The 25,214-nt window shown below is 72.7% G+C and carries 17 protein-coding genes; 7 read left to right on the top strand and 10 right to left on the bottom strand.

Going from position 1 to position 25,214, the window contains the following annotated elements; translation table 11 throughout:
• Positions 1-57 precede the first annotated feature (57 nt).
• The gene (locus tag C3488_RS06865; protein ID WP_103838413.1) at positions 58-1,047 is read right to left on the bottom strand and encodes a phosphotransferase family protein; all 990 of its coding nucleotides are present in this window, start codon (positions 1,045-1,047) and stop codon (positions 58-60) included.
• Entirely contained in the window at positions 1,044-1,343 is a 300-nt protein-coding gene (locus C3488_RS06860) for a hypothetical protein (RefSeq protein ID WP_103838412.1), read from the bottom strand. The genes C3488_RS06865 and C3488_RS06860 overlap by 4 nt, the downstream gene beginning before the upstream one ends.
• Before the next feature lie 198 nt (positions 1,344-1,541).
• Here C3488_RS06860 and C3488_RS06855 point away from each other — a divergent pair, with 198 nt between their 5' ends.
• Positions 1,542-3,068: a fibrillarin gene (locus C3488_RS06855; RefSeq protein ID WP_103838411.1), complete on the top strand. Its 1,527-nt coding sequence runs from the start codon at positions 1,542-1,544 to the stop codon at positions 3,066-3,068.
• Here C3488_RS06855 and C3488_RS06850 read toward each other — a convergent pair.
• From C3488_RS06850 to C3488_RS06830, 5 genes are all read right to left on the bottom strand, one after another.
• On the bottom strand, positions 3,031-5,694 hold the full coding sequence (locus tag C3488_RS06850; RefSeq protein ID WP_103838447.1) for a SpoIIE family protein phosphatase: 2,664 nt from the start codon (positions 5,692-5,694) through the stop codon (positions 3,031-3,033). The genes C3488_RS06855 and C3488_RS06850 overlap by 38 nt on opposite strands.
• A gap of 276 nt (positions 5,695-5,970) precedes the next feature.
• Positions 5,971-6,402 carry an ATP-binding protein gene (locus tag C3488_RS06845; RefSeq protein WP_103838410.1) on the bottom strand — a complete coding sequence of 144 codons (432 nt, stop codon included), beginning with the start codon at positions 6,400-6,402 and terminating at the stop codon, positions 5,971-5,973.
• Between the two features lie 342 nt (positions 6,403-6,744).
• Positions 6,745-7,161 (bottom strand): (deoxy)nucleoside triphosphate pyrophosphohydrolase, encoded by a 417-nt coding sequence (locus C3488_RS06840; RefSeq protein ID WP_103838409.1) that lies wholly within the window; start codon positions 7,159-7,161, stop codon positions 6,745-6,747.
• Between the two features lie 73 nt (positions 7,162-7,234).
• On the bottom strand, positions 7,235-7,417 hold the full coding sequence (locus tag C3488_RS06835) for an SPOR domain-containing protein (RefSeq protein WP_103838408.1): 183 nt from the start codon (positions 7,415-7,417) through the stop codon (positions 7,235-7,237).
• Between the two features lie 444 nt (positions 7,418-7,861).
• The gene (locus C3488_RS06830; protein WP_103838407.1) at positions 7,862-8,614 is read right to left on the bottom strand and encodes a GntR family transcriptional regulator; all 753 of its coding nucleotides are present in this window, start codon (positions 8,612-8,614) and stop codon (positions 7,862-7,864) included.
• Between the two features lie 224 nt (positions 8,615-8,838).
• Between C3488_RS06830 and C3488_RS06825 the strand changes: the two genes are divergently transcribed.
• A complete protein-coding gene (locus tag C3488_RS06825; RefSeq protein ID WP_103838406.1) occupies positions 8,839-9,945 on the top strand; it encodes a threonine synthase in 1,107 nt (368 codons plus the stop codon).
• 91 nt (positions 9,946-10,036) lie between these two features.
• Positions 10,037-12,700: a SpoIIE family protein phosphatase gene (locus tag C3488_RS41355; protein WP_374955402.1), complete on the top strand. Its 2,664-nt coding sequence runs from the start codon at positions 10,037-10,039 to the stop codon at positions 12,698-12,700.
• 10 nt (positions 12,701-12,710) lie between these two features.
• Here the strand turns inward: C3488_RS41355 and C3488_RS06815 are convergent, their stop codons facing one another.
• Entirely contained in the window at positions 12,711-13,850 is a 1,140-nt protein-coding gene (locus C3488_RS06815; RefSeq protein WP_103838405.1) for an ABC transporter substrate-binding protein, read from the bottom strand.
• Between the two features lie 155 nt (positions 13,851-14,005).
• Positions 14,006-16,735 carry a SpoIIE family protein phosphatase gene (locus tag C3488_RS06810; protein WP_103838404.1) on the bottom strand — a complete coding sequence of 910 codons (2,730 nt, stop codon included), beginning with the start codon at positions 16,733-16,735 and terminating at the stop codon, positions 14,006-14,008.
• A gap of 235 nt (positions 16,736-16,970) precedes the next feature.
• Between C3488_RS06810 and C3488_RS06805 the strand changes: the two genes are divergently transcribed.
• A complete protein-coding gene (locus C3488_RS06805; protein ID WP_103838446.1) occupies positions 16,971-18,311 on the top strand; it encodes a serine hydrolase in 1,341 nt (446 codons plus the stop codon).
• Between the two features lie 121 nt (positions 18,312-18,432).
• On the opposite strand, the gene C3488_RS06800 is transcribed toward C3488_RS06805, so the two are convergent.
• Positions 18,433-20,508 carry a peptidoglycan recognition protein gene (locus C3488_RS06800; RefSeq protein WP_258053316.1) on the bottom strand — a complete coding sequence of 692 codons (2,076 nt, stop codon included), beginning with the start codon at positions 20,506-20,508 and terminating at the stop codon, positions 18,433-18,435.
• Positions 20,509-21,246: 738 nt separating this feature from the next.
• On the opposite strand from C3488_RS06800, the gene C3488_RS06795 reads away from it, so the two are divergent.
• The 3 genes from C3488_RS06795 to C3488_RS06785 all read left to right on the top strand — a co-directional run bounded on the left by C3488_RS06795 (position 21,247) and on the right by C3488_RS06785 (position 25,174).
• The gene (locus C3488_RS06795; RefSeq protein ID WP_103838402.1) at positions 21,247-22,029 is read left to right on the top strand and encodes a VOC family protein; all 783 of its coding nucleotides are present in this window, start codon (positions 21,247-21,249) and stop codon (positions 22,027-22,029) included.
• 212 nt (positions 22,030-22,241) lie between these two features.
• A complete protein-coding gene (locus tag C3488_RS06790) occupies positions 22,242-22,871 on the top strand; it encodes a hypothetical protein (RefSeq protein WP_146067839.1) in 630 nt (209 codons plus the stop codon).
• Positions 22,872-22,984: 113 nt separating this feature from the next.
• The gene (locus tag C3488_RS06785; protein WP_146067838.1) at positions 22,985-25,174 is read left to right on the top strand and encodes a M48 family metalloprotease; all 2,190 of its coding nucleotides are present in this window, start codon (positions 22,985-22,987) and stop codon (positions 25,172-25,174) included.
• The last annotated feature ends 40 nt before the right edge of the window (positions 25,175-25,214 follow it).

The following is a 25,214-nucleotide window of genomic DNA, read 5'->3' as shown; positions in this document are numbered from 1 at the left end:
CCGCGCCCGCCACCGACGCCGCCGCGGCCACCCCCACCAGCACCCGGTGCATGCCGTTCACCGTCGTACGAACTCCAGTGCACGCTCGAGGTTGTGTTCCACGATGCCCCGCATCGGCCCCGGTTCCGGGTAGTCGCCGTCGAGGAGCCTGAGGGGGCCCGCCACCAGCGAGAGGTGCAGCGCGAGGCAGTACAGGCGCAGCCGGTCCTCGTCGAGGTCGTCGGTGCGCAGGGCCTCGTAGTGGGGCCCGAAGCGGAGCCGGAGGAAGGCGTGCTCCCACTCGGCGTCGAAGTACATCAGTCCTTCGATGTCGATCAGTGCCGGACGGCCGTCCGCGTCCAGCAGGACGTGGTCCGGGCCGAGTTCGCCGTGGACGACGGTGTGGCGGGCGCGGGGGCGCACCGCCGAGAAGAGTTCGTGCAGTCGGTGGCCGAGCCGGTCGCGTACGGCCGCGACTCGGGGCTCGCGGGCCGCGGCCTCCTCGGTGTCCCGCAGCGCGCGGTCCCGTACGACGGCTTCGCACGAGGTGCCGTGCGCGGATCCGCCGTCGTCGACGACGGCGACCTTGCCGAAGCGGGGAGCGGTGTGGGCGCGCATCGCGGTCAGGTCGGCGGCGAGGTCCTTCAGCGGGCCGGTGGCCGCGTGGGGGTGGCGGCGCAGCAGCTCTTCCAGGGTGCCGCCGGCGAGGTCCTCGACGATCGCGGCGTCGGCAGGCAGGTGCCTGTGGGTGGGATCGGCGAACAGCAGGCTCGGTGTCCGGATGCCGAGGGCCGTCAGACGGTCGTGCGACGCGGTGAACAGGTCGAGACCGGAGGCGTGCGAGAAGGGGTCGCGGGGGTCGGCGGGCGGAGCGTCCCAGTAGTCCTCGTCGGGTGACCAGACGTAGGCGATCGCGGTGGAGGCGTCGTCGAGGGTGAGGCGGTAGACGCCCTTCTTCGAACCGCCGCGCAGCCGGGTGACGGTGTCCAGGCGGCGGGTGGGGCCCAGCGCCTCGCGGGCCAGGGGCGCGAGCTCGTCGCGGGTGAGGGGTGTCCGTGCGGGCGTCATGCGGGCCCGCGGTCGACGCGTGCGCCCAGGAACTGCAGCAATCCGCCACAGATCATCAGGGGCAGGCCGATGGAGAAGAGGATGTCGAGGACGGTGAGGTCGCGCACGGTGGAGGCGTATCGGCACAGCCCCAAGCCGGCGGCGAAGAACAGCGCTCCGAAGCCCCACAGATGCGGCCGCAGCACCTTCCCCCGCGCCCACGGCGCGACCCGGCCGGTCGTGAGGACGAGGACGCCCGCGACGGCGTGGAGCACCACGACCACATACACGGCGATCAGTGAGGTGATGTGCAGCATCGGGCCCCCGGCGGTTCGTTGGCCTGATCATGGCACCAACCGCCGGTCAGGACCAGATCCGTCCCCCGTACATCAGGCGCCGCATCCCGGTCGCGGCGCCGCGTATTCAGCCATACGCTCCGAAATGTGACGCCGCCCCACCGTCGACGCCGGCCGCGCCCGGCCGCCGTGTTCCGACCCGTGCGGAGGGTGCCTGTCGTGTTCGCCGTGGTGCTGGTACCGCACCACACCTCCACCGGGGATCTCGTGCTGCCGCTGGTCGCCGCGCTCGCCGCCGTCGCCGTGGCGGCGTACGCGTCGGTTCGGCGCAGGCTGCGCGCGGCGACCCGTACGACACCCGGCGGGATGCTGCCCACCGTGGTGCCGCTGGACGAACTCGACCGGCGGGCCCGGCGGTTGCTCGTCGAGACGGACGACTGTGTGCGCACCAGCCGGGAGGAACTCGGCCGCGCGGCGGAGGCGTTCGGGGAAGCGGCGGTACGGGAGTGCGCCGAGGCGGTGGAGTTCGCCGCGGTGGAGCTGGCACAGGCGTTCCGGCTGCGGCAGCGGTTCGACGACGGGGAGGTGCAGGCGCGGGGGCTGCTGGAGGAGATCGTCGAGCGGTGCGGGGCGGCCGGGCGGCGGCTGGACGCTCAGGCGCCCGAGTTCGACCGGATCCGCGCGCTGGAGCGGACCGCGGGCGAGGCACTGGAGCGTGCCGAGGCACGGTTGCGGGAGGTGACGGCGCGGGTCCCGGACGCGGACCGCACACTCGCCGAGACACGCGCGCGGTACGCCCTGTCGGCCTGTCTGCCGGTGGCCGGCCACGAAGACCAGACGAAGGACCGGCTGCTCTTCGCCACGACCGTGCTGCACCGGGCGCGGCAGGCGATGCGGGACGGCGCGACGGACGACGCGGTGGCCCTGCTGCGCGCCGCCGAGGCCGCGACCGACCAGGCGGCGGTCCTCCTGGACGGTGTGGTCCGGCTCGCCGCGGACCTGACGGCGGCGGCGGACCGCCTGCCCACGGCCCTGACCGGCGTGGAGGCCGACCTCGCGGAGGCCCGCGGGCTCCTGGGCACGGACACCGCCCGGGCGATCGCCCACGGGCAGTCGGTTGCGGCGCGGGTGCGGCAGGAGCGGAACGGGGAGGGGCCCTACGACCCCCTGGGCGCGCTGCGGCGCATCGAGCAGGTGGCCGTGGGGCTGGACCGGGCCCTGCACCGGGTGGCGCGGGGTTCCGGCGCGCTGGAGCGGCTCGAGCGGACCGTGCTCGTCGCGCGCAGTACCGTCGGGGCGGCCGCCGACCATGTGGCCACGCACCGCGGCGCCGTCGGCTGGGAGGCGCGGACGCGGCTCGCCGAGGCCGAGCGGCGGCTGCGCGGGGCGGCGAACACCGCTGTGCCGCCCGTCCCCGCGCCGGCCGACGCCCTCGCCGACGCGCGGGAGGCCGACGCACTCGCCCGGGAGGCCCGCCGGCTCGCGGAGCGGGACGTACGGGCGCACGGGACGCCGTACGGCGAGGGTCTGTGGACGGGCGGCGCGGTGCTCGGCGGCATCCTGCTCACAGCGCGGCACCACCCGGCCGGCCAGGGTGGACCCGCGAGCTTCGGTGGGCCGGCCACCCGGGGGCGCAGGAACGGCGGCGGGCTGTTCCGGAGGGCGCCGGCCCAGAGCGCGCCCCGGCCGGGAAACACGGACCCGGCGCCTAGAACAGACTCAGCAACGCCTCCGCCGGGTCCGTGACGCCGCCCTCACCGCCCGGCAACGGGAGTTCGAACCACACCGTCTTGCCGCGCGGCGTACGGCGCGAGCCCCAGGCCGCGGAGAGCATGCCGACCAGTTGCAGCCCCCGGCCGCCCTCGTCGGTGTCCCGGGCGCGGCGGCGGCGCGGCTGGACCAGGCCCGAGTCCCACACCTCGCACACCAGCGTCCGGTCCAGCAGCAGCCGGAGCCTGATCTCGCCCTCGCCGTAGCGCAACGCGTTGGTGACCAGCTCGCTGACGAGAAGTTCGGTGGTGTCGACCAGCGGTTCGAGGTCCCAGCTGAGCAGCTGTGCGCGCGCGTACTCCCGGGCCCTGCCCACGCTGCGCGGCTCGCGGGGCAGCGTCCAGTCGCCGACGGAGTCGGCCGGCAGTCCCTGTACACGTGCCATCAGCAACGCGATGTCGTCCTCGCCGTGATGGGTGTCCAGGGTGTTCAGGACGTGGTCGCAGACGTCCTCCAGATTTCGATGGGTGTCGGCGCGCAGCGCCGTCGCTGAGGGGTGGTGGTCGGGTGACGGGTCGGCGGGGTCGGTGAGGGCGCCGACGAACGCCTGCAGGCCCTCGTCCAGGGGGTGGTCGCGGGACTCCACCAGACCGTCCGTGTAGAGCGCCAGCAGAGCGCCCTCCGGGAGTTCGACCTCGACCTCCTCGAACGGCTCGCCACCCACGCCGAGCGGCATCCCGGGCGGCACGTCCAGCATCAGCGCGGGCTCGCCCGGCTCGACGAGCACCGGCGGGAGATGGCCCGCGTTGGCGAAGGTGCAGCGGCGCGTCACCGAGTCGTAGACCGCGTACACACAGGTCGCGAGGTAGACCTCGGACAGGTCGGCCTCCCGGGGCCGGCGCGCGGCACGGGTGGCCTGCTGGACGCCTCCGGGCGCCCCCAGGCCGCGCGCGATCTCGTCCAGTTGTGCGAGGACTTCGGCCGGTTCGAGGTCGAGCTGGGCCAACGTGCGCACGGCGGTGCGCAGTTCCCCCATGGCGACGGCGGCGCGCAGGCCCCGGCCCATGACGTCGCCGACCACCAACGCGGTGCGGTGGCCCGGGAGTTCGATGACGTCGAACCAGTCGCCGCCGACCTCGCTCGGCCGTCCGGTGGCCGCGTTGCCCGGCAGATACCGGCAGGCGATGTCCAGGCCGGAGGCCTCCGGGTCGCCGGGGGGCAGCAGGGACCGTTGCAGGATCAGCGCCCGCTCGTGCTCGCGGCGGTACAGGCGCGCGTTGTCGATGCAGACCGCGGCGCGCGCGGCGAGCTCCACGGCGAGCGCGCGGTCGCGTTCCCCGAACGGCTCGCTGCCCTTCGTGCGGGAGAACTGGGCGAGGCCGACCACGGTGTCGTGCGCGACCATCGGGACCGCGAGGGTGGACTGGATCAGCCCGCCGTCCTCGGCGGAGATGTGCCGGGGGCGCGCGGTGCGCAGGGCGTCGGCGAAGGCCGAGTTGAAGGAGAAGTGGTGCACCGCGCCGACCTCGACCGGCGCGTGCCCGCCGGGCAGGGGCGCGTCCGAGACGGCGCTGGCGAACGCGACGCGGCGCAGCTCGGCGCTGCCGTCGGGCAGGCCCGGCGGTGTCTCGTCGCCGGCCAGGAGCCCCTGGTAGAGGTCGACGGTGGCGAGGTCGCAGAAACCGGGCACGACGACGTCGAGGAGTTCCCGGGCGGTGGTCTCCAGGTCGAGGGAGTTGCCGATACGGGCGCCGGCCTCGTTCAGCAGGGCGAGGTTGCGGCGGGCGGCGGCGGCCTCGCGGGCGGCGGCGCGGCGCGCGGTGATGTCGGTTCCGAGCCAGGCGATCCCGATGGGCCGCCCGGTGCCGCTGTGCACGCGGTAGAGGTTGACGGACCAGTGCCTGCGCTCGTCGGAGCCGGGGACGAATCCCGTGATGTGCATGTCCGTGATGGACTGGCCGGTCTCCAGGACGCGCCGCAGCGTGGCGGTGACGCGCTCGGCCTCCGGCGACTCCAGGTAGTTGTGGACGGTGCGCCCGCGGTGGTCGGCGGGCGTGCCGCCGAACGTGGAGGCGAACCGCTCGTTGGCGCGGCGCACCCGCAGGTCCGTGTCGATCAGCAGGAAGCCGAAGGGAGATTGGCCGAATATCGCCTGCGAGGCGGCAAGGTCGGTCTCGATGCTGCGGAGGGTGCGGGCGTCGACGATGATGCACACGGCGCCCTGTTCGCCGTCCTCGGTCGTGGTGGGCATCACGTAGACCTCGGCGAGCCCCTCGGTCCGCTCCGCGTCGGGCAGCCGGAAGGGGATGACGCCGGTCCACTCACGGCCGTCCAGGATCTCGGCCATCTTGCGCTGACCGCGCTCGCGCAGGTCAGCGGCGACGAACGCCTCGATGGGGTCCATGCCTACGGCCCGCTCGGCGGGGATGCCGAAGAGACGCTCGGCGCGCAGGCTCCACTGGTCGACGAGCCCGTCGGGACCGAGGGAGAACGAGGCGACCTTGATGTAGTCGTAGATGGAGCCGGGCGGACTGCTCTGCCAAAGGGGGCCGCCCGCCGGGTCGCGCGGCTCGACGGCCGCGGCGGCATCGACCGCGCCCCCGCCCCTCGCGCCGTCCGACGGGTCCTCGGACTCCGTGGCCTTCGCTGGTATCTCGCTCACGCGAACCGTCCCCTCCAGCTCACCGCGTCCGGCACCGGTCACCGGGGGCGGCTGCCCGCAGTATCCAGCACTACGGTGCCGCACAACACGGTGTTCACGATCACAGCACGATCCCGATGGTTTTTGGACCGGCCGGGCCATACTCCCAGTCTTCTAACCAGGTGATGCCCGCTCGAACCAAAGAACGCCGCCCGCGCTCCTGGCTCGATCCGATCGGTCGGTGCGCGCCCCGCCGACCGCGCGGGTGGCGCGCTGCCGTGCACCGGGTGAGCGCGGTCAACGGGGAACCGCGAGCTCGAACCAGACCGTCTTTCCGGTGTCCGCGGGCCGGGTGCCCCAGCGGCGCGAGGAGTGGGCGACCAGCTGCAGACCGCGGCCGTCCTCCTCGTCGGAGCGGGCCTTGCGCTCGCGGGGCAGGTCGGGGAGCGGGTCGGAGACCTCGACGAGCAGGGTGGGCACGGGGGCGGCGGCCCGGACGAGGCGGACGCCGATGGGGCCGGTGGCGTGCCGCATCGAGTTGGTGACCAGCTCGCTGACCAGCAGCGCGGCGACATCACCGAGCTCGTCGAGACCCCAGGTGCGCAGCTGGCCCCGGACGACGGCGCGGGCGGTGCGGACCGCACCGGGGTCAGCGGGGAATGTCCACTCGGCGCTTTCGCCTTGGGTGTCGAGCACGCCGATCACTTCCCAGGCCAGAAGCCCACCCATGTCCGGTTTCGTGGGGTTAATGGGCACATACCCGATATCAATGGCGCCTTACCGCGCACTGGGGCGCACTGTGGCACGAACGGCGTATGGGGCGCCAGCCCCTGGAGCAACACCAGTCCCATCACCACCAGCGGCAGAGAGACCGGGACACCCCCGCGCGGGGCGCGGCTTGCGGCTTTTCCGCAGGTGGGGACGGGGGCATTCCGGCCTGCGCGGCCACGGGGCCCGCACACACGACGAGCACAGGTTTTACCGTATCCATGCACATCAGCCCGAGTTCACACGGTCCGGGCACGGCCGTCGAACCGCCGCGCCCCGCCCGGAGGTCCTGCGGTCGAGGCTCTACGAGGCGCCGTGGCGCGGGAGCGGCCGCCACGCGGCCCGTACCGCCTCGACCGCCGCGACGTCCTGGTCGAGCCAGTCGACGTCCCGGACCTGCTCGGGGGTCAGCCAGCGCAGCTCGTCGTGGTCCTGGAGGGGCTCGGGGGTGCCGGCGACGAGGCGGGCGGTCCACACGCGCAGGACGTACCCGGGCTTGAGGGGCCACTCCCCCGGGACACGAGCGACCGGCTCGGCCGTGACACCGAGTTCCTCGCGCAGCTCGCGTACGAGGGCCTGCTCAGGGGCTTCTCCGGGTTCGACCTTGCCGCCGGGCAGCTCCCAGCGGCCGGCGAGTTCCGGGGGTGCGCTGCGGCGGGCGGCCAGGAGGCGGCCACCGTCCAGCAGGGCGGCGCCGACCACCACGATCGGTTGCGTCATGCGCCGGAGCCTACGGGAGCCGCGCGACGGGCCACCCAGGCGGGACGGGTCACCCGCGCGCGAGGGGCGCGGCTCACGCGCCTCCGTTCTGCCCGATGCGCTCGACCCAGTAGAGCTGTTTGTGGCCGCGGTCGCCGAGGCTGTCCACGATCTTCTGGGCCTCGGCGCGGGTGGCGTACCTGCCCACGCGGTAGCGGTTGCCGTTGTCGTCCTGCCGTATGACGAGCCAGGGGAGAGTGACCGTGCTGTCGTTCATCGCGCCCCACCGCTCCTTCCCGCCCCTGCCCGCCCATGTCCCGTCCCCGGCTTCGCCTCGCCCACCAGGGAAACCGCACTGCGCATATGCCTGAGCCTACGCCTTACCTTCACGCAGCGAATCCGACTTTTCACAAAGAGGTACGCAACCAGCCATGACAGAGGGAGCGCGCGCCGTCACACGCGCCCCCTAACACGCCCCTGGTGCACACAGAGCAGCGCGGAGCGCCGGGGGGTCGGGCGGCGAGAAACGGCCGGATTGCAGCGGCGGGACAGCCTGGGCAGCGGGCAACCGGAGGGCCGGGAAGGCGACTTGGGGAGGCCGGGTGCGACGGCCGGGGTGAGGCTTTTCGGCGGCGGACGCCGTGGGGGCGCGGAGGCGGGTGCAGTGGGGGTCCCGGAGGCGGGCCGCCGTCCCACTCGCGACTACTTCAACGGCTTCCGACTACTTCACCGGCAGGTGGTACGCCACTCGGTACCTGTCCGCCGGCACCACGACGTCCGCCGTCTCGACCGGGCGGCCCGAGGCGTAGAACGTCCGCCGGATGACCAGGACCACATGGCCGGGGACGCCGCCCAGGGCCAGGAGCTCCTCCGCGAGGCCCGGGCGGGCGCCGACCTCCTCCGTGACGTTGTCCACGATCACGTCGATGGCCGCCATCCGCTCCACGACCCCCATGCCGCCGAGCGGGCCCTCCTCGGGCAGCATCACGGGGGTGCGCCCCGTCAGCGCGAGCGGCTCCCAGGACGTGGACAGCATCATCGCCTCGCCCGCGTCCCGGAACACGTACTTCGTGCACATCACCCGGTCACCCGGCTGGATGGCGAGCCGCTCGGCGATCGCGCCGCTCGCGGCCGTCTGCTCGCTGTGCGACTCCCAGGTCCCGCGCGCGGAGGCGTCCGCCTGCTCCTGGCGGAACGGGGTCGCGCCGCTCTCCGGCCGGAACCCGGAGCGGGCGATGCGCCGCGGATCCGGCCGCTCCCGGACGTAGGTGCCCGACCCGGAGCGGCCCTCCACCAGCCCCTCGGCCATCAGCACCTTGCGCGCCTCCAGGGCGACCGTGTCCGAGACGCCGTACTCCTCGCGGATGCGGGCCTGGGACGGCAGCCGGGTGTGTGGTGGCAGCAGACCGTCGACGATCTTCTTGCGAAGATCACCCGCGACACGCAGATACGCCGGCTGCTCACCGAAAGTCACTGGCCGCTCCCATCAGGTTGTACAGACAGCAACAGCGTGGCAACCGTCGGTTCCGCCATGCAAGCACGGGCCAAAGAATCACCCGATGTGATGACTTCTCCGCGCCGAGGGCTTTACCCAGGCACTTTCTCCCCGTTATGGACGCCGTCACACCTGCCCCGGACGCGGAAGCCGGACAGCCCTCATGACAGAGAGTCAGGAAGGCCGACAACTAGCCTTCTCGCATGACACCTTTGCCGGACTGTTACTGCCCGACGGACGGCACCCGAGTGGCCGCGGAGTCGCTCGCCTGGTGCTGCCCCGTCTGCTGCGGCCCGCTGGACCTGGACTTCGCTCCGACGCCCGCCCCGCTGAAGTCCCTCGGCGGCCGGGTGAACTCGCTGTGGCGATACGCGGAGACGCTGCCGCTCGCGGCTCCCTCGATCAGCCTCGGCGAGGGCCGTACACCGCTCGTGGAGCTGACGGACGGCATCTCGGCGAAGCTGGACTTCCTGATGCCGACGCTGTCCTTCAAGGACCGCGGCGCGGTGCTGCTCGCCGAACTCGCGCTGCGCCTGCAGCCCCGGCAGGTGATCGCCGACAGCAGCGGCAACGCGGGCACGTCGATCGCCGCGTACTGCGCCCGGGCCGCGCTGCCGTGCACGGTGTACGTCCCCGAAGGCACCCCGGCCAAGAAGCTGGAGCAGATGGAGGCGCACCGCGCGCGGGTGGTGCCCGTCGAGGGCGGGCGCGAGGCGGCGGCGCGGGTGGCACGCGACGCGGCGGACGAGCCGGGGGTGTTCTACGCCTCACACGTCTTCAACCCCTACTTCCTGCACGGCACGAAGACGTACGTCCACGAACTGTGGGAGGACCTCGGCGGGCGGCTCCCGGACGTGCTCGTGCTCCCCGTCGGCAACGGCACGCTGCTGCTGGGCGCCTCCCTCGCGATCACGGAGCTGTACGGGGCGGGGCTGCTCGACCGCCGCCCGGCGCTCTACGCGGTGCAGGCGGCGGCCGTCGCCCCGCTGGCACGCGCGTGGGAGGAGGGCGCCGAGGACCTGGTGGACATCACCCCCGCGACGCCGACGTCCGCCGAGGGGATCGCGATCCCGCGCCCACCCCGGGCCCGCCAGATCCTGCGCGCGGTACGCGACTCGGGCGGCACGTTCCTGACGGTGACCGAGGACCGGATCCGCGACGCCCAACTCGACCTGGCGTCCCGGGGCCTGTACGTGGAGTCGACGGGTGTGGCCTGCTGGGCGGCCGTACGGGAGGGGGTCCTCGGGTCCCGCAGCGCGGTGCTGCCGCTGTGCGGGGCGGGCCTGAAGACGGGGCTTGCCGGCCCCTGAGACCACCGGACCCGGGACGGCCTCCCCGGCCGGGTCGCCGGGCGCGGTGACGAAGAAGCGCTCCCTGCCGATTCTCCACATAATGGGCAAGGTGGGTGACAGGGCCGCACTTTCGACTCGTCCCGCCGGCAGTCCCGCCCCCGGCACGGGGCCCGGCCGGAAAGGGCTCAAGAGCGGCGCCCTCGGCATGTTCTCCTCGGTCGTCATCGGGCTGGCCTCCACCGCGCCGGCGTACAGCCTCGCGGCCACGCTGGGCCTCATCGTGGCGGGTGTGGGGCTGCAGGCCCCGATCGTCACCATGCTGGCGTTCGTCCCGATGCTGCTGATCGCGTACGCCTACCGGGAGCTGAACGCGTCCAACGCCGACTGCGGGACCGCTTTCACCTGGGCGACCCGTGCCTTCGGGCCGCGCACCGGCTGGATGGGCGGCTGGGGCCTGATCGTGGCGGACATCCTCGTCCTGGCCAACCTCGCCGAGATCGCCGGGATCTACGGCTTCCGGCTGGTGGGCCTGGACGCCCTGGCGATGAGCCGGGTGTGGACCACCGTGGCGGGCATCGTCTGGATCGTCGTACTCACCGCCGTCTGCTACATCGGCATCGAGATCTCGGCCGCCCTCCAGCGCTGGCTGCTGTGCGTCGAGGTGGCGGTACTGGTCCTGTTCGCGGTGACCGCGCTGGTCAGGGTCTACACCAGCGCTCCCCCGACGGCGATCCACGTCTCCGCCTCCTGGTTCGACCCCTTCCAGGTGTCCTCGGCGAAGGCGCTGACCTCGGGCCTCCTCGCGGCGGTGTTCATCTACTGGGGCTGGGACACCGCCGTCACGGTCAACGAGGAAACCGTCGACAGCACACGCGTCCCCGGGCGGGCCGCGGTGGTCTCCACCGTGCTGCTCCTGGTCACCTACGCACTGGTGTCGACGTCCGCGCAGGCGTTCGCCGGGGTCGGCAGCTCGGGCATCGGGCTGGGCAACCCCGGCAACTCGGGCGATGTGCTCTCCGGGCTGGGCGACGCCGTCTTCGGCAGCCACGGCCCGGGGCTGGTGTTCTCCCGGCTGCTGATCCTGATGGTGCTGACCTCGGCGCTGGCCTCCACCCAGACGACCATCCTGCCGCTGGCCCGGACCGTGTTCTCCATGGCGGTCCACAAGGCGGTCCCCGCCCACTTCGCCCGGATCCACCGCCGGTTCCTCACCCCGACCTGGTCGACCGTCGGCATGGGGGCGCTCTCCATCGCCGTTCTGCTCCTGCTGTCCTCGTTCAGCCGGGACTTCCTGGCCGACTCGGTCGAATCGGTCGGCCTCGCGATCGCGTTCTACTACGGGCTCACCGGCTTCGCCTGCCTGTGGTACCACCGCAGGGTCCTCACCCGCAGCGTCCGTGACCTGCTGTGCAAGGGCGTGCTGCCGGGGCTCGGCGGGCTCATCATGTTCGGGCTGTTCCTCTACGCCGCCTTCGGCGTCTACGCGGACCCCCGCTACGGCTCGACGGTCGTCGACCTGCCGGTGATCGGCCCGACGGGCGGGGTCACCGTGGTGGGCCTGGGAGCTCTGCTGCTGGGCTTCGTGCTGATGCTGGTGATCACCCGTGAGCACACCGCGGCGCTCAAGCTCCAGCGGAGCCTGCTCCCGCACCGCCTGCCGCAGCAGAGTGCCGTACAGGCCGCGAGCCGCTATCTGCCCGCCGACAACGGCTCCGGGGTGGGCGGCGACTGGTTCGACGTCATCCCGCTGTCGGGCACCCGGGTCGGCCTGGTCGTCGGGGACGTGGTCGGCCACGGGCTGCGGGCCGCCGCCACCATGGGGCGCCTGCGCACGGGGGTACGCGTACTGGCCCGGCTGGATCTGGCCCCGGACGAACTGCTCGCCCGGCTGGCCGACCTGGTCGAGCAGACCGCGCACGAGCGCCCGGCCGGACGCCCTGCGGGCCGCGGCCGGCACGTCGAGGGCGCACACGGGGTGACCTGCCTGTACGCGGTGTACGACCCGGTGTCGGGACAGTGCAGCCTGGCGCGGGCGGGCCGGTCGCCCCTGGCGGTCGTCGCGCCGGACACGGGCGTCGCCGACTACCCGGAACTCCCGCCCGGCCCGGCTCTCGGAGGCACCGGACCGCCCTACCAGTCCACCGAACTGCGGCTCGAACCGGGCAGCCTTCTCGCCTTCTTCACAGACGGCCTCTTCCAGGCGGCGGACGGCCCAGAGGTCGGGCGCGGCCTGCTCGCCCGGGCCCTCGCCGATCACCGCGAGCCGTTGGAGGAGCTGTGCGACCGGGCGGTGGCCACGCTGCTGCCCGGGCCGGTGGACGAGGACGCGACGCTGCTGCTGGTCCGCACCCGCCTGCTGGACCGCAACCGGCTCGCGCAGTGGGAGCTGGCGGCGGACCCGGCAGCGGTCGCCTCCGTCCGCAACACCGTCGGCAAGCAGCTCGGCGACTGGGGTCTCGACGACCTCGTGTTCACCACCGAGCTCATCGTGACCGAGCTGGTCACCAACGCGATCCGTTACGTCGGGGGCCCGATCCAGGTGCGTCTGATCCGCGCGGAGCCGATCACCGGCTTCACCTCGGGCAGCCTGATCTGCGAGGTGTCCGACCCCGGGCACACCGCCCCGAACCTGCGCCACGCCGCGAGCGACGACGAGGGCGGCCGGGGCCTGTACATCATCGCCCAGATGACCCAGCAGTGGGGAACTCGCTACACCCCCACGGGCAAGACCATCTGGACCGAGCAGCCGCTGCCGTCCACCGACTCACCGTAGGACCCGCCGGTCATCCGGAGACGGCCGCCGTCCAGTCCCGGTCGACGGTGCGCCTCGCCTTCTCCAGTTGCGCGTCCGTCGGGAACTGCGGCGTTCCCTCCACCGTCGGCAGCCGGGCGGCGGCGGCCGTGTCCAGGGTGCCGTCCTTCCGCATGACGTCCATGAGCACCGGGCGGGCATAGCCGCGGAGCCGGAGGTTCTGGCCCTCGGTGCCGAACAGGTATTCCTGCCACAGACGGGCGGCCGCCGGGTGCGGGGCGTGCCTGTTGACCGCCAGCGCGTAGTACTGGGCGAAGCTGCCGTCGAACGGGATGGAGACGTGCCAGTTCACGCCCCTGCCGCGCAGCTCGTCGGCGGTGTGGAGATTGATGTAGTCCCAGTTGATGGTGATGGGTGTCCGGCCGTCCCGGACCGTCGCCGAGGTGGCGGAAAGGGGGTTGAAGTTGCCGCTCTTCTCGAGCTTGGCGAAGAAGTCGATGCCGGGCCCGATGTCGTCGAACGACCCGTTGTTGGCCAGCGCGGCCGCGTAGACGCCGGCGAAGGCGGTCTCCGACCGGGTCGGGTCGCCCTCGAGGGCGACCATGCCCTTGTAGGCGGGCTTCAGCAGATCGGCGAAGGTCTGCGGGCAGGGCTTCACGCGCCGGGCGTCGCAGCCGATCGAGATGTAGCCGCCGTAGTTGTTGGCCCAGCGGCCCCCCGGGTCCTTCTGGTTGCCGGGGATCGCGTCGAACGCCGCTACCTTGTACGGCGCGAGCAGGTTCTGCCGCGCCGCTGTCCGGGCGAACGTGTCGCCGACGTCGATCACGTCCGGAGCGGTCGGCCGCGTCCCGCTGCTTCTGAGGGCGTTGATCTCGTCCTGGCTGTGCCCCAGTGGGTTCTGGACGGTCACCTTGATCCCGTACTTCTTCTGGAAGCCGTCGATCAGGCCGCCGTAGTCGGCCCAGTCACGCGGAAGCGCGATCGCCGTGAGCCTGCCCTCCTTCTTCGCCGCGGCGGCCAGGGCCCGCATGCCGCCCGCGTTCTGCGCGGAGGTCGCCGACGCCGGCTTCTCGAGCCGGGTGGCCGGTGGGCCGCCGCAGGCGTTCAGGGACAGTGCCGTGAGGGCGAGGCAGCCGAGGACGGCTGCAACTCGGCCACGGGGTGCGGTCACGACGACTCCAGACGGGGTGCGGGCGGCGCGATCGTGGAGTTCGGAAACTCTCCATCCCTCAGCCGCGATACGGATACCGCGTCGGCTCTTCGGTCATCCAGGCCAGCGTACCCACGCCGGGCGATCGCGCAGGTGAGGCGGTGTGCGCCGCGCCCTCACAGGGCCGTGTCCTCCCACTGGCCGAGCAGGATCTCGCCGAGCCCCTCGGCGCCCGGCGCGGCGCCGCCGTGGAGGGACTGTTCGGCCCAGATGACCTTGCCGGTGCCCGTGTAGCGGGTGCCCCAGCGCTCGGCGAACTGGGCGACCAGGAACAGTCCCCGGCCCCCCTCGTCGGTGGCCTTCGCCCGGCGCAGCCGCGGTGAGGTACTGCTGCCGTCCGCCACCTCGAAGATCAGCGCCCGATCACGCAGCAGCCGGACGGAGACGGGTTCGCCGCCGTAGCGGACGGCGTTGGTGATCAGCTCGCTCAGGATGAGCTCGGCGGTGAAGACGTTCTCCTCCAGACCCCACTCCGTCAGCCGGCGGGCGCAGGCGGTGCGCACCGGACCCACCGCCGCCGGGTCGCGGGGCACCTGCCACTCGGCCACCCGGTCGGGGCCGAGACAGCGGGTGCGCGCCACCAGCAGCACGATGTCGTCCGTGGGCCGCTCGGGCAGCAACGCCTCCATCACCCTCGCGCAGGTGGCCTCCGGGGTGCGGTCGGGTCCGGCCAGGGCGGCGCCCAGGGCCGCGAGGCCGGTGTCCAGGTCGCGGTCGCGGTCCTCGACCAGGCCGTCGGTGAAGAGCACCAGCCGCGACCCCTCCGGCACGGTCAGCTCGGTGCTCTCGACGGGCAGACCGGTGCACAGTCCGAGGGGCGGAGAGACGGGCACGGGAGGGAAGTCCACGCTCCCGTCGGGATGGACGACCGCCGGTCCCGGGTGGCCCATGGTGGCGATCGCCAGCTGCCCGGAGACCGGGTCGTAGACGGCGTACTGGCAGCTCGCCCCGGCGATCCCCTGCCCGTCCTCCCCCGCGGTGACCTCCTCGGCGTCGATCTGGGCCACCAGTTCGTCCAGTCGGCCCAGGAGCTCGTCCGCCGGCATGTCCAGGCCGGAGAAGTTGTGCACGGCGGTCCGCAGCCTGCCCATGGTCGCCGCGGCGTGCAGGCCGTGGCCCACCACGTCGCCGACGACCAGGGCCACCCGGGCGCCGGACAGCGGGATGACGTCGAACCAGTCGCCACCCACTCCCGCCTGCGCGGGCAGGTAGCGGTAGGCCACGTCGAGGGCGGACTGCTCGGGGAGCCCGCGGGGCAGCAGACTGTGCTGGAGGGTGACGGCCATGGTGTGCTCACGGGTGAAGCGGCGGGCGTTGTCGATGCTCACCGCGGCCCGGGCGACCAGCTCCTCGGCGAAGGACACGTCCTCCTCGTCGAACGGCGGGGAGGCCCGCCCCCGCCAGAAGTCGACGGTTCCCAGCACCACCCCGCGGGCCCGCAGCGGGACCGCCAGCAGGGAGTGGATGCCGTGGTCGAGGATGCGCCGGGACCGTACGGCGTCCTGGGCCACCCAGCTGTCGTCCGCGCCCAGCTCCCTGACCAGGACCGCTCCTCCGCTCTGCATCGCCCTGGCGACGGGGTGGGCGGGGATGAACCGGACCCGCGCGCCGACGGGGTACAGGAGACGGTCGTCGTGCAGGCCCGCGAGCGCGACCCGGCGCATGTCGGGGTTCGCCGCGGAGGGCTCCCCGCCGGACAGGACCGGGTCCAGCAGTTCGACGGTGACCACGTCCGCGAACCGGGGCACCGCCACCTCCGCCAGTTCCTCGGCGGTGCGCTTCACGTCCAGGGTGGTGCCGATCCGGCCCCCGGCGTCGTAGAGCAGCTTCAGGCGTTCGCGCGCCACCTCCGCCCGTCCGGACAGCGCGAGCAGCTCCGTGGTGTCCCGGAGCGTCACCACGCTGCCGGCCGGTCCGCGGGGAGCGGTGGGCCGCTTGTTGACCGCCAGCAGGCGGTCCGCCGCGAGGTACACCTCGTCGGTGGCCGGGCGGTCGGAGGCCAGCAGTCCGGGCAGGTCCTCCTCGAGGCCCAGATCGGTGACATGGCGTCCCTCGGCGTCCGCCGGCAGGTCCAGCAGCCGCCGTGCCTCGTCGTTGGCGAGCAGCAGCCCGCCCTCGGCGGAGATGATCAGTACGCCTTCCCTCACGGCGTGCAGGACCGCGTCGTGGTGCTCGTACATCCGGGTCATCTCGGTCGGGCCCAGGCCATGGGTCTGCCGCCGCAGGCGACGGCTCACCAGGGCGGACCCGCCCACGGCGATGACCAGCGCCCCGGCGGCGCCGCCGAAGAGCACCGGCAGCTGCCGGTCCACCCGGTGCTGCAGCTTCTCGACCGTGACGGGAACGGACACGATGGCGACGACCGAGCCGTCGGGGGCCCTGACCGGGACCGCCGAGATCACCGAGAGCCCCAGGGACCCTTGGAAGGTCCTGGTGAACGGCTTGCCGGCCGCGGCCTGTGCGTAGGGCCCGATGACATGCTTGCCGATCTGGTGCGGATCGCTGTGGGTGAGGGTGATCCCGTCCAGCCGGTACACGATGACGGCGTCGACACCCGCGGCCTTCCGCGCCGCCTCCGCACGCGGCTGGAGCACCGCGCTCGGATGCGGGCTGTTCAGCGCGGCCACGATCCCCGGCGAGTTGGCGAACGTCTGGGCGGCGGCGAGGGTGCGGTTCCGGGCGTCCGCCATGTTGTCGCGCCGGGCCTGCACCACGAGAGCCACCACCGTGGCGGCGACGAGCAGCACCACGACGGCGAACTGCAGGAGAAAGACCTGCCCGGCGAGACTGCGCACGCTCAGCGAGCGGCCTGGGCGGCGCGCAGATCGACCGGATTCTCCAGTCATATCCCCTTTCTATCGTTTACCGGATGGAACGCGCACACTCACGGGGCCGGTGTGCGGTGCCGCGCCCGTCCCGGCCCTTCCGTCGCCCGGTCGTGACCGCCTGACCGAAATCCGCTCGTCCGCCGGTAGTACCCCCGCTCCTCCGCGTGCACGATGCCCCTCACCAGCGCCCCGGCGAAGATCACCGTGAGGATCTTTCCCGGTTCCCGCACGCAGAGAGACTGTGGAGACGACCATGCACTTAGCAAGCCGGCACGAGCGGCGCCCGGCCGCGACGGGACGGGGATGGGCCGTCGCCCTCACCTGTGCCGCGGCCCTTGTCACCTCGGCTGCCGCGCTCCCCCAGGCACAGGCGGCCACCCGCCCGGCCACCTCCGCCGCCGCCCACCGGCCGGGCACGGACCGGGCGGCCCTGGCGGAGGCACTCGAGGCCATCCACACCGCGGGCATGTACGGCACCTACGCGGCCGTGCGGGACGGCGACACCGCGTGGCGCGGTGCCGCAGGTGTCGCCGACCGGGACACCGGCCGTCCGGTGACGCCGGACATGGAGCAGCGGATCGGCAGCATCTCCAAGTCGATGACCGCTGTCGCCCTGCTCCAGCAGGTCGCCGCGGGCCGCCTCGACCTGGACGCGCCCGTCTCCCGCTACCTCCCCGGGCTCGTCCCCGGACAGCGCGGTGACCGGATCACCGTGCGGATGCTGCTGAACCACACCAGCGGTATCGGGGACTACGTCCTCTACGCCTTCCCGTCGTTGCAGACGCTGTCCACGAGCAGCCTGGACGAGAACCGCTTCCGGCACGTCGACCCCCGGGAGCTGGTCCGGATGGGAGTGCAGGCTCCGCCGACCGGCGCTCCCGGCGAGAAGTGGTCGTACTCCAACACGAACTACATCATCGCGGGGCTGCTGCTCGGCAAGCTCACCGGCGAGGACCCCGAGCGGTACATCACGCGCAACGTCATCCGCCGGGCCGGTCTGCGGCACACCTACTTCCCCAGGGGCCCGCGCATCACCGGCCCGCACCCGAAGCTGTACGAGTCCTTCTACGGACTGATCGATCCACCGCGCGACTACAGCGTCTACGACATGTCCTGGGCCGGAACCGCCGGCGCCGTCGTCTCCACCATGGCGGATCTCGACCGTTTCTACCGGCAGTTGCTCACCGGCCGACTGCTCCCCGCCGCCGAGCTGGCCGAGATGAAGACGACGGTCCCGATGACCGACGCCCAGGACAACGTGATCGGGCACTACGGTCTGGGCCTCATACGGTTCGACTGGGGATGCGGCACGTTCTGGGGCCACAGCGGCGCGGTGTTCGGCGCCGAGACATGGGCGCTCTCCAGCCCGGACGGCCGCCGGCAGATGGCCCTCGCCTACAACCTGTCGAAGTACGACAAGCTCGCCGCGGACGGCACGGTGACCCCGGGCCCGATCGACGACGCCGTCAACACGTTCGTGGCCAAGGCTCTGTGCGCTCCCACCACCGGTTCGCCGGCCCTGCGGTCGGCCAGGGTGGACCTCGCCCCGGCGCATGCCTCCGAGTGGCGGTCCCTGCCGGCCGCCAGGCGCTGAGAACAGCGGGAGCACCGACCGACCGCGGAAGCACTGACGAACGCGCGCATACGCCGACCGGCGCATGCGGTCCCGCATGCGCCGGTCGGACGGCACGCCGCCACGTCGGCGGCGCCGGGGGTCACTTGATGTAGACGAGGCCGTCGGTGGTGACGGTGGGACGGCCGCTGGTGCCGACCACCACGATCTTCACGGTGTGCTTGGCACTGCTGGACCAGGTCTTGGTCCAGACCGCCTGCCGGTAGAGGGTGGTGGACGACTTCAGATCCACGGTGGCGACCTTGGTGCCGTCGACGTAGACGTAGGCCTGGCCGGAGCTGGAGGCGCGGGAGACCACCCAGGCGGCGGAGCGGCCCGTGAAGGTCCAGGTCAGGCCGGCGCCCTTGGAGCCGCTGGAGTAGGACTTGCCACCGAGGTAGCTGCTGGAGGAACGAGTGGTCCAGCTGCCGGACTTGGTGGCGGAGCTCTCCTGGAGGATCACCGGCGTGTACGCCGGGGAGACCGTGCGGTAGTTGCCGGCGTAGTCGTAGGCACGCATCGACCAGGTGGTGGCCGTGCCGGACGTGGCGGTGCGGCCGGAGCCGGTGGTGGTCGGACCGAAGGTGGCCGTGGTCGGCGACAGCAGCTTCACGGAGCTGAGCGCGGTGTTGTCGGCGGCCTTCCAGCCGAGGGTGACCGGGACAGCGGTGGTGTTGACCGTGCCGGTGCGCAGGGAGAGCGTCGGGGTGGTGGTGAAGGTCGGCGCCGTCGTCTCGGCCACGACGTTCACCGAAGCGCTGGTGGCGGTCTTGCCGGACTGGTGGACGGCCTGCACCGCGACGGTGTGGCTGCCCAGGGCAAGGGTGGCACCGACGGAGGTGGCGGAGCCGGGGGCGGTGGCGACGGTCTTGCCGTCGACGAGCAGCCTGAAGCTCGAGATGAGCGAGGACGGCGTGGTGGCCGTCCAGCGCACCGTGACGGCGCCCTTGGTGTAGAACGTCGAGCCGGAAAGGCCCGCGCCGCCGACCGAGGCGACCTTCAGGCCCTGCACCGGGCCGGACGCCCAGGCGCGGACGGTCGGCAGTTGGTTGTAGAGGGACCCGCCGGGGCACTGGGTGTTGTAGCCGTCACGGTGGCCGGAGATCCGCTGGAAGGTGTACTTGCTGCCCGCGGTGAAGCCGGTGCCGAAGTAGTTCGTCTGGGTCGCGCCCGCGGTGAGCTGGACGGTCCCGGCCGGATCGGCGCCGTACTGGCCGAGCTTCCAGGCCGCGACGCGGGCGATCGAGGTCAGCGCGGCGTTGGTGGCGCTGGTGGAGGTGTAGTCACCGAGCACCGCGATGCCCGCGGACTCCCGGTTCCAGCCGTAGGTGTGGGCACCCAGCACCGGCAGGCCGACGCCTCCCTTGCGGCCCTCGAAGATGGTGCCGCACTTGTCGACGAGGAAGTTGTAGCCGATGTCGTTCCAGTGGTTGACCTGCGTGTGGTACGCGTAGATGCCCCGCACGATCGACGCGGAGTCGGCGCAGGAGTAGTCGTTGGCCCCGTCGGTGTGGTGGACGAAGACGGCCTTGACGTTCGCGTTGTACTCCGACGGATCGGGGCTGAGCGACTCGTCGGCGCCCCAGTCGGCGCGCGAGGTGATCGGCGGTTCGGGCACGGTGGACGGCGGTGCGGACGGCGTGGCGGACGGCGCGCTCGTCGTGGGTGAGGCGGACACCGAGTCGGACGGGGTGGTCGTGGGCGTGGCCGAGTCGGTCGGCGCCGGGGACGTGGTGGTCTGACCGTCCGTGGGCGTGGCGGTGGTGCCGTCGCCGGGTACCACGGAGTCCGTGGGCGCGGCCGAGTCGGTGGGCGCGGTCGAGTCGGTGGGCGTGGCGCCGGGACTCGTGTCGGCGACGAACGCGGCCGGCTCACTGGTGGTGGACCTGGTCTCGGCCTCGGTCACCACGCCCGGGTCGACCAGGTTCACCTCGAGTCCCCTGGGCAGCGGACCGGTGGTGCCGTTCTTGCGGACGACCTGTACCTGGACGCCGTCTGAGGAGCCGACCCAGAGGGGCTCGGAGGCACCGCGCACGCGGGGACCGGGCTTCTCCAGCGGGTCGATGTTCACTTCGAGGTCGCGCCAGGCGCTCCACTCACCTGTCTCAAGGCTGCGGGTGCGCACCTGCGCCGTGCCGTCGAGCCGCTTGGCTCCGCCCGTCCACGAGACGCCGACCATCGAGAACTGCTCGGTGTCCGTGCGCGGCAGCTCCCGCCTGCCCGCTTCGGTGCCCTTCAGCGTGAGGTCGTAGACCTTCACCGGCCGCTTGGCACGGCCGGCCGCCCCGTGGTCGGAGGGGCTGGCGACGGCATACGTCACCACGCCCCCGCCTCCCAGGACCACGGCACCGAGCGTCAGCCACGCCCGACGCTTGAGACTCAGCGGTCTGTACGCATGCGACGTACGACGACTCACGACGTTTCCACCCCTCGAGGGCCGGCAAGGGCCACAGAACAAGTCACGGAGGGCACACCCGTCACAGGGGTGACCCATCCACCCAGCGCGGCCGGACCGGCGAACATCACAGGGAAACAGGCTGGAGTGACGTAGATCACTGGGATCGCTTGCCTGCACGGGGCCGCCGGTGCGCGCTCCGTCCGCTCGATCGGCTTCTTGATCACGTAGCGGTGGGCGGCCTGGGCGGGTTCAAGGCGACGGCGCCGCCTTCCGTGGCTGGAGCCCTACCGTCGCCCGCCAGTGGACCACCCTGGCAGCGGCCCGTACAGGCTGAGGGAGCCGAGGAAGCGGTGAGCGCCGCTCGACCGAGTCGGCACATGGCTCAACCGGAAGCAGCGACCGGGGGTTTCCTTCCCACCCCCGGGTGAAACCCACGGGCCCGCTGGGCCGGTGCGCCGGGCCCTGTCCACGGGCTCGGCATAGTGGCGGGGTTCTCGCACCGCACGCAGGAGGAAACGCATGCTCGGCACCGACTTCCGCACCGGGTCACCCAACTGGATCGACCTCGGCAGCCCGGACACGGACGCGGCTGCCGCCTTCTACGGCGCCGTCTTCGGCTGGCAGTTCGTGTCCGCCGGGCCGCAGGCGGGCGGCTACGGGTTCTTCCAGAAGGACGGGAGGACCGTCGGTGCCGTCGGGCCGCTGACCGAGGAGGGCGCCGCGTCGGCCTGGACGACGTACTTCCAGAGCGACGACATCCAGGCCACCGCCCGCGAGGTGGTCGCCGGCGGGGGCGGTGTGCGTGCCGAACCCATGGACGTCATGGGCGAGGGCTGGATGGCCCAGTTCACCGACCCGCAGGGAGCGCGGTTCGCCGTGTGGCAGCCCGGGCGGACCAAGGGCCTGGAGTTGACCTCGAAGGACAACACGCTGGTGTGGGTGGAACTGCACGTGGGCGATCCGGAAGCCGCGATCGGCTTCTACCGTGCGCTGTTCGGCTGGCGTTCACAGGAGATGGAGGCACCCGGCATGACGTACCGGGTGCTCAGCATCGAGGAAGGCGACCAGCAGGAGGGGTCCTTCGGCGGGGTGGCTCCGCTTCAGGACGAGCGGGAGGAGACCCGCTGGGTGCCGTACTTCGCCGTGGCCGACGCCGATGCCACCGCCGCCGCGGTGCAGGGCAACGGCGGGACGGTGCTCATGCCGGCCACGGACGTGCCGGACGTCGGACGCATCGCCTGGCTGGCGGACCCGGGACAGGCGGTGTTCGCCGTGCTGAAGCCGAACCCGCGCCAGGGCTGAACCAGCCGCGAGGCACGGTGGCGGAGCCTGCCCGTCCCCCTGGGCGGCGGAGCCCGGCCGTCGGCGGCCTCGGCCGCCGTAAGCCTCCCACGCCACCGGGGCCGGACGCGCACAGCGGTGCCGCACCGACTCCAAACGCCTTGTACGCGACCTGAGTTGAGCGAGATACTGGGGCCGACGGGACTGGCGATCAGGGGGACGGGGGCCCGCCGGTGGGTGCTTCGGGGCATGACGGGTCGGCGCGGGTGCGGGAGCTGGCGCGGGAGGCCGTACGGCGGTTGGCTCCGGAGGAGTTGGCGTTCTTCGACGAGACGGCCGACGCCTACTTCGAGGACCCGGCCCGAGCGAGCCGCAAGGCTCGGCCCGAGCCGCTGGGCATCGGCATCGAGGCCATCGTCGTCTCCACACTGACGGCGTTCGCATTGCCGGTCGCGGCGACCGTCGCCGGGAACATCGCCACCGACGTCATGCGTGAGGAGCGCAGACGAGGCTGGTGGCGAAGGCGCGGTGCACGGGCGGACGAGCGTACGGACGGCGATGCGGGCGGCGCCCCGGACAGCCGGTCGGCCGGCGATTCGGCCGGTGCCGCGGACAACCCGTTCGCGGCACCGGGCACCGCACGGCTCGTGGCAGCGGGCGCCGGGGAGGCCGGGCCCGCGGACTTCGAGCTGCTGCGGCGCGTCGCCCACGACCGGGGAGTGGCGCTGGGCCTGCCGCCGGACCAGGCACAGCTCCTCGCCGACGCCATCCTGGGTGCGCTCGTCGGTGGGCGGGGCGGCCGCGCTCCGGGGGGCGACGCACTGACCCGGGACAGCCGGGACGGGGAGGACGGCCCCTCGTGAGGGAGGGGCCGATCAGATCGGGGTTCGGCAACCCGGTGGCGGTGCACCCGTTCCGATTACCGTCCGGAACGTCCCTGCGGTTCGCGTTGCTCATTCTGAGCACATCGGTGGCGATGGCGACGACCATCGGCGGAGCAGTCGGCATGGCGAGGTACTTCGGGCTCGGCGGCGACCTCGGCTCCATCACCAGGTCCCTCGAATGCGCGTCCTCGAACTTCGCCGAGACGGCCGCCGATCCCGCCGAATTCGCCCGCCGCTGCGCGCCACCGGACGTGAGCGGCGAGACCACCATGGAGCTGGCTGCCCTCGCGGCCCTGTGGCTGGCCGTCGGCATCACGTACTGGTTGCTCCCCGCCTACCGGATCCGCCGACGTCGGCTACGGCCCTTGCGGGGCGACGCGCACCCGGACGTCCAGCGCACACTCACGGAACTGGTGGCGCTCGCCGAGCTGCGGTGCCGGGTGCGCTTCGTCGTCGACTGGCGGGATCAGCGTCCCACCGGACTCGCCTTCGGGCGCCTCGGCCGACGCTGTGTGATGCTCGGCGAGGGACTGCTGCGACTGCACGGCCGCGACCCCGAGGCCTTCCGCGCGATCGTCCTGCACGAACTCGCGCACCTGCGCAACCGCGATGTCGACATCGCCTTCCTCACCCTCATCTGCTACCGGCTGTTCGTCGTCGCGTTCGCGATCCCGACGGCCGTCACGGCGCCCTTCGCCCTGCTGGTCAGCTGGGTGCTGTTGCCGGGAGGTGTGATCTACCAGCTGTTGTTCACCTTCGCCCAGTGCGCGCTGGCGGTCACGGTCGCCCACACCAGCAGTGCCGTACTGCGCAACCGCGAGCTGTACGCGGACGCCCGGGTCGCCGTGTGGACGGGCGGCGCCCACTCGTTGCGGCGCCTGCTCGCCGCACAGCACGGCATCGAGCCGGCCACGCTCCGCCGGCCGCTGTTCCGGCGTACGCATCCCTCCGCCGCGAAGCGGCTGGCCGCGCTGAGCGACACCAGAGTGCTGTTCGACGTGTCCCCTTGGGAGGCCTTCGGGCTGGCCCTGTGCTGCTCGCTCGTCTACTGGCAGGTGGCGCAGTGGACCGAGGCGGCGACCAGTCTGGCCGACCGCGGCAGCGCGCTGAGCGCGATCGTCCCCGCCGTGCTGCTGGGTGGTGGCGTGGCGGCGGGCATCTGGCGTGTGACACTGGCCGCGCATATGAGCCACGCCAGGTGGACGGACGCCCACCGCACGGGTCTCGCCGTGGGCTGCGGCCTCGTCGTCGGCACGTTCGGGGACCAGTGGCACAGGACGGCCCTCGCCCTCGGCGTCGCCGACTCGCTCCCGGTGCGGCTGGCCTGGTGGCTGCTCCTCGGGGCCGTCGGCTACGGGTTCGTACGGTGGAACGTGGTGGCCGCCCGGGTGTGGGCACCGGTCGTGCTCGCCGCCCGGCGCCCGCTCGGGCCGGTCGTCGTCGGCTGTGCGACCGGCGTGGTGCTGCTGAGCTTCTGGCTCGGGCACGCCTATGCCGCGGGGACGCCCGGCTTCGGGCTGCTGTCCCTGCCACGCCCGCTGAACCTGCTGCCGACTCCGTTGGACTACCTCGGTTTCGTGTTCTCCCTGGCCGTCGTGATCACACCCCCGCTGGGAGTCCTCGCCCTGGTCGCCGTCACCGTGGGGCTCCCGCTCGCCGCCGGGCTCGGGGTACGGCTCTTCGGGCGCACGCGTGGTGACGCGCCCGCCGCGGGACCCGAACGGTTCCTGCTGTGGCCCCCGTCTCCGGAGGTCTCCGCGGCGCTCCTCGTGCCGCCACGTCTGCGTCCCCTGCGGGCGTTGGCGGAGGGCGTCGTGTTCGGCGGCGCCGCAGGGCTCGGACTGTGGGTGGTGCATGTCGTCAGTGCCCTGGTCTTCCCGTGGCCGATCCAGTTGGTCGGCGCGGTGTTCCCCCTCTACTTCGTGCCTGTCGCGATCCTGCTGCAGGTCGCCGTCGGCTTCTTCGTCTCCTGGCGGAACACGGACCACGAACTGCGCTCGCTGCACGGAGTTCTCGCCGTCCTCGGCGCGGGTCTGCTGCTCCCCGTGGCCGCGTTCACCGCACGCGACCACTTCGCCTGCGTGCGCTGGGGCACCGGCCACCAGGCCTGCGAACTGGTTCCCTCACCCGCGATGGCCTCGATCACGGCGACGGTCGTGGCCTGGACCGCCGCCCTCGCCCTGCTCCTCCTCCCCACCTGGACCGCCCTGCGCGACGGAGCCCGGAGGGCAGTCCCGTCCCAGCAGCTGCCGGTACATCATCCGCCCAGGTGGCAGGCCTGATCGTCGGACGACGGCCTGACCGGCGACTGCAACCGCTGGA

The organism is Streptomyces sp. Ru72 (genome assembly GCF_002920635.1).
GTDB lineage: Bacteria > Actinomycetota > Actinomycetes > Streptomycetales > Streptomycetaceae > Streptomyces.
This window is presented reverse-complemented; position numbering and strand designations above follow the sequence as displayed.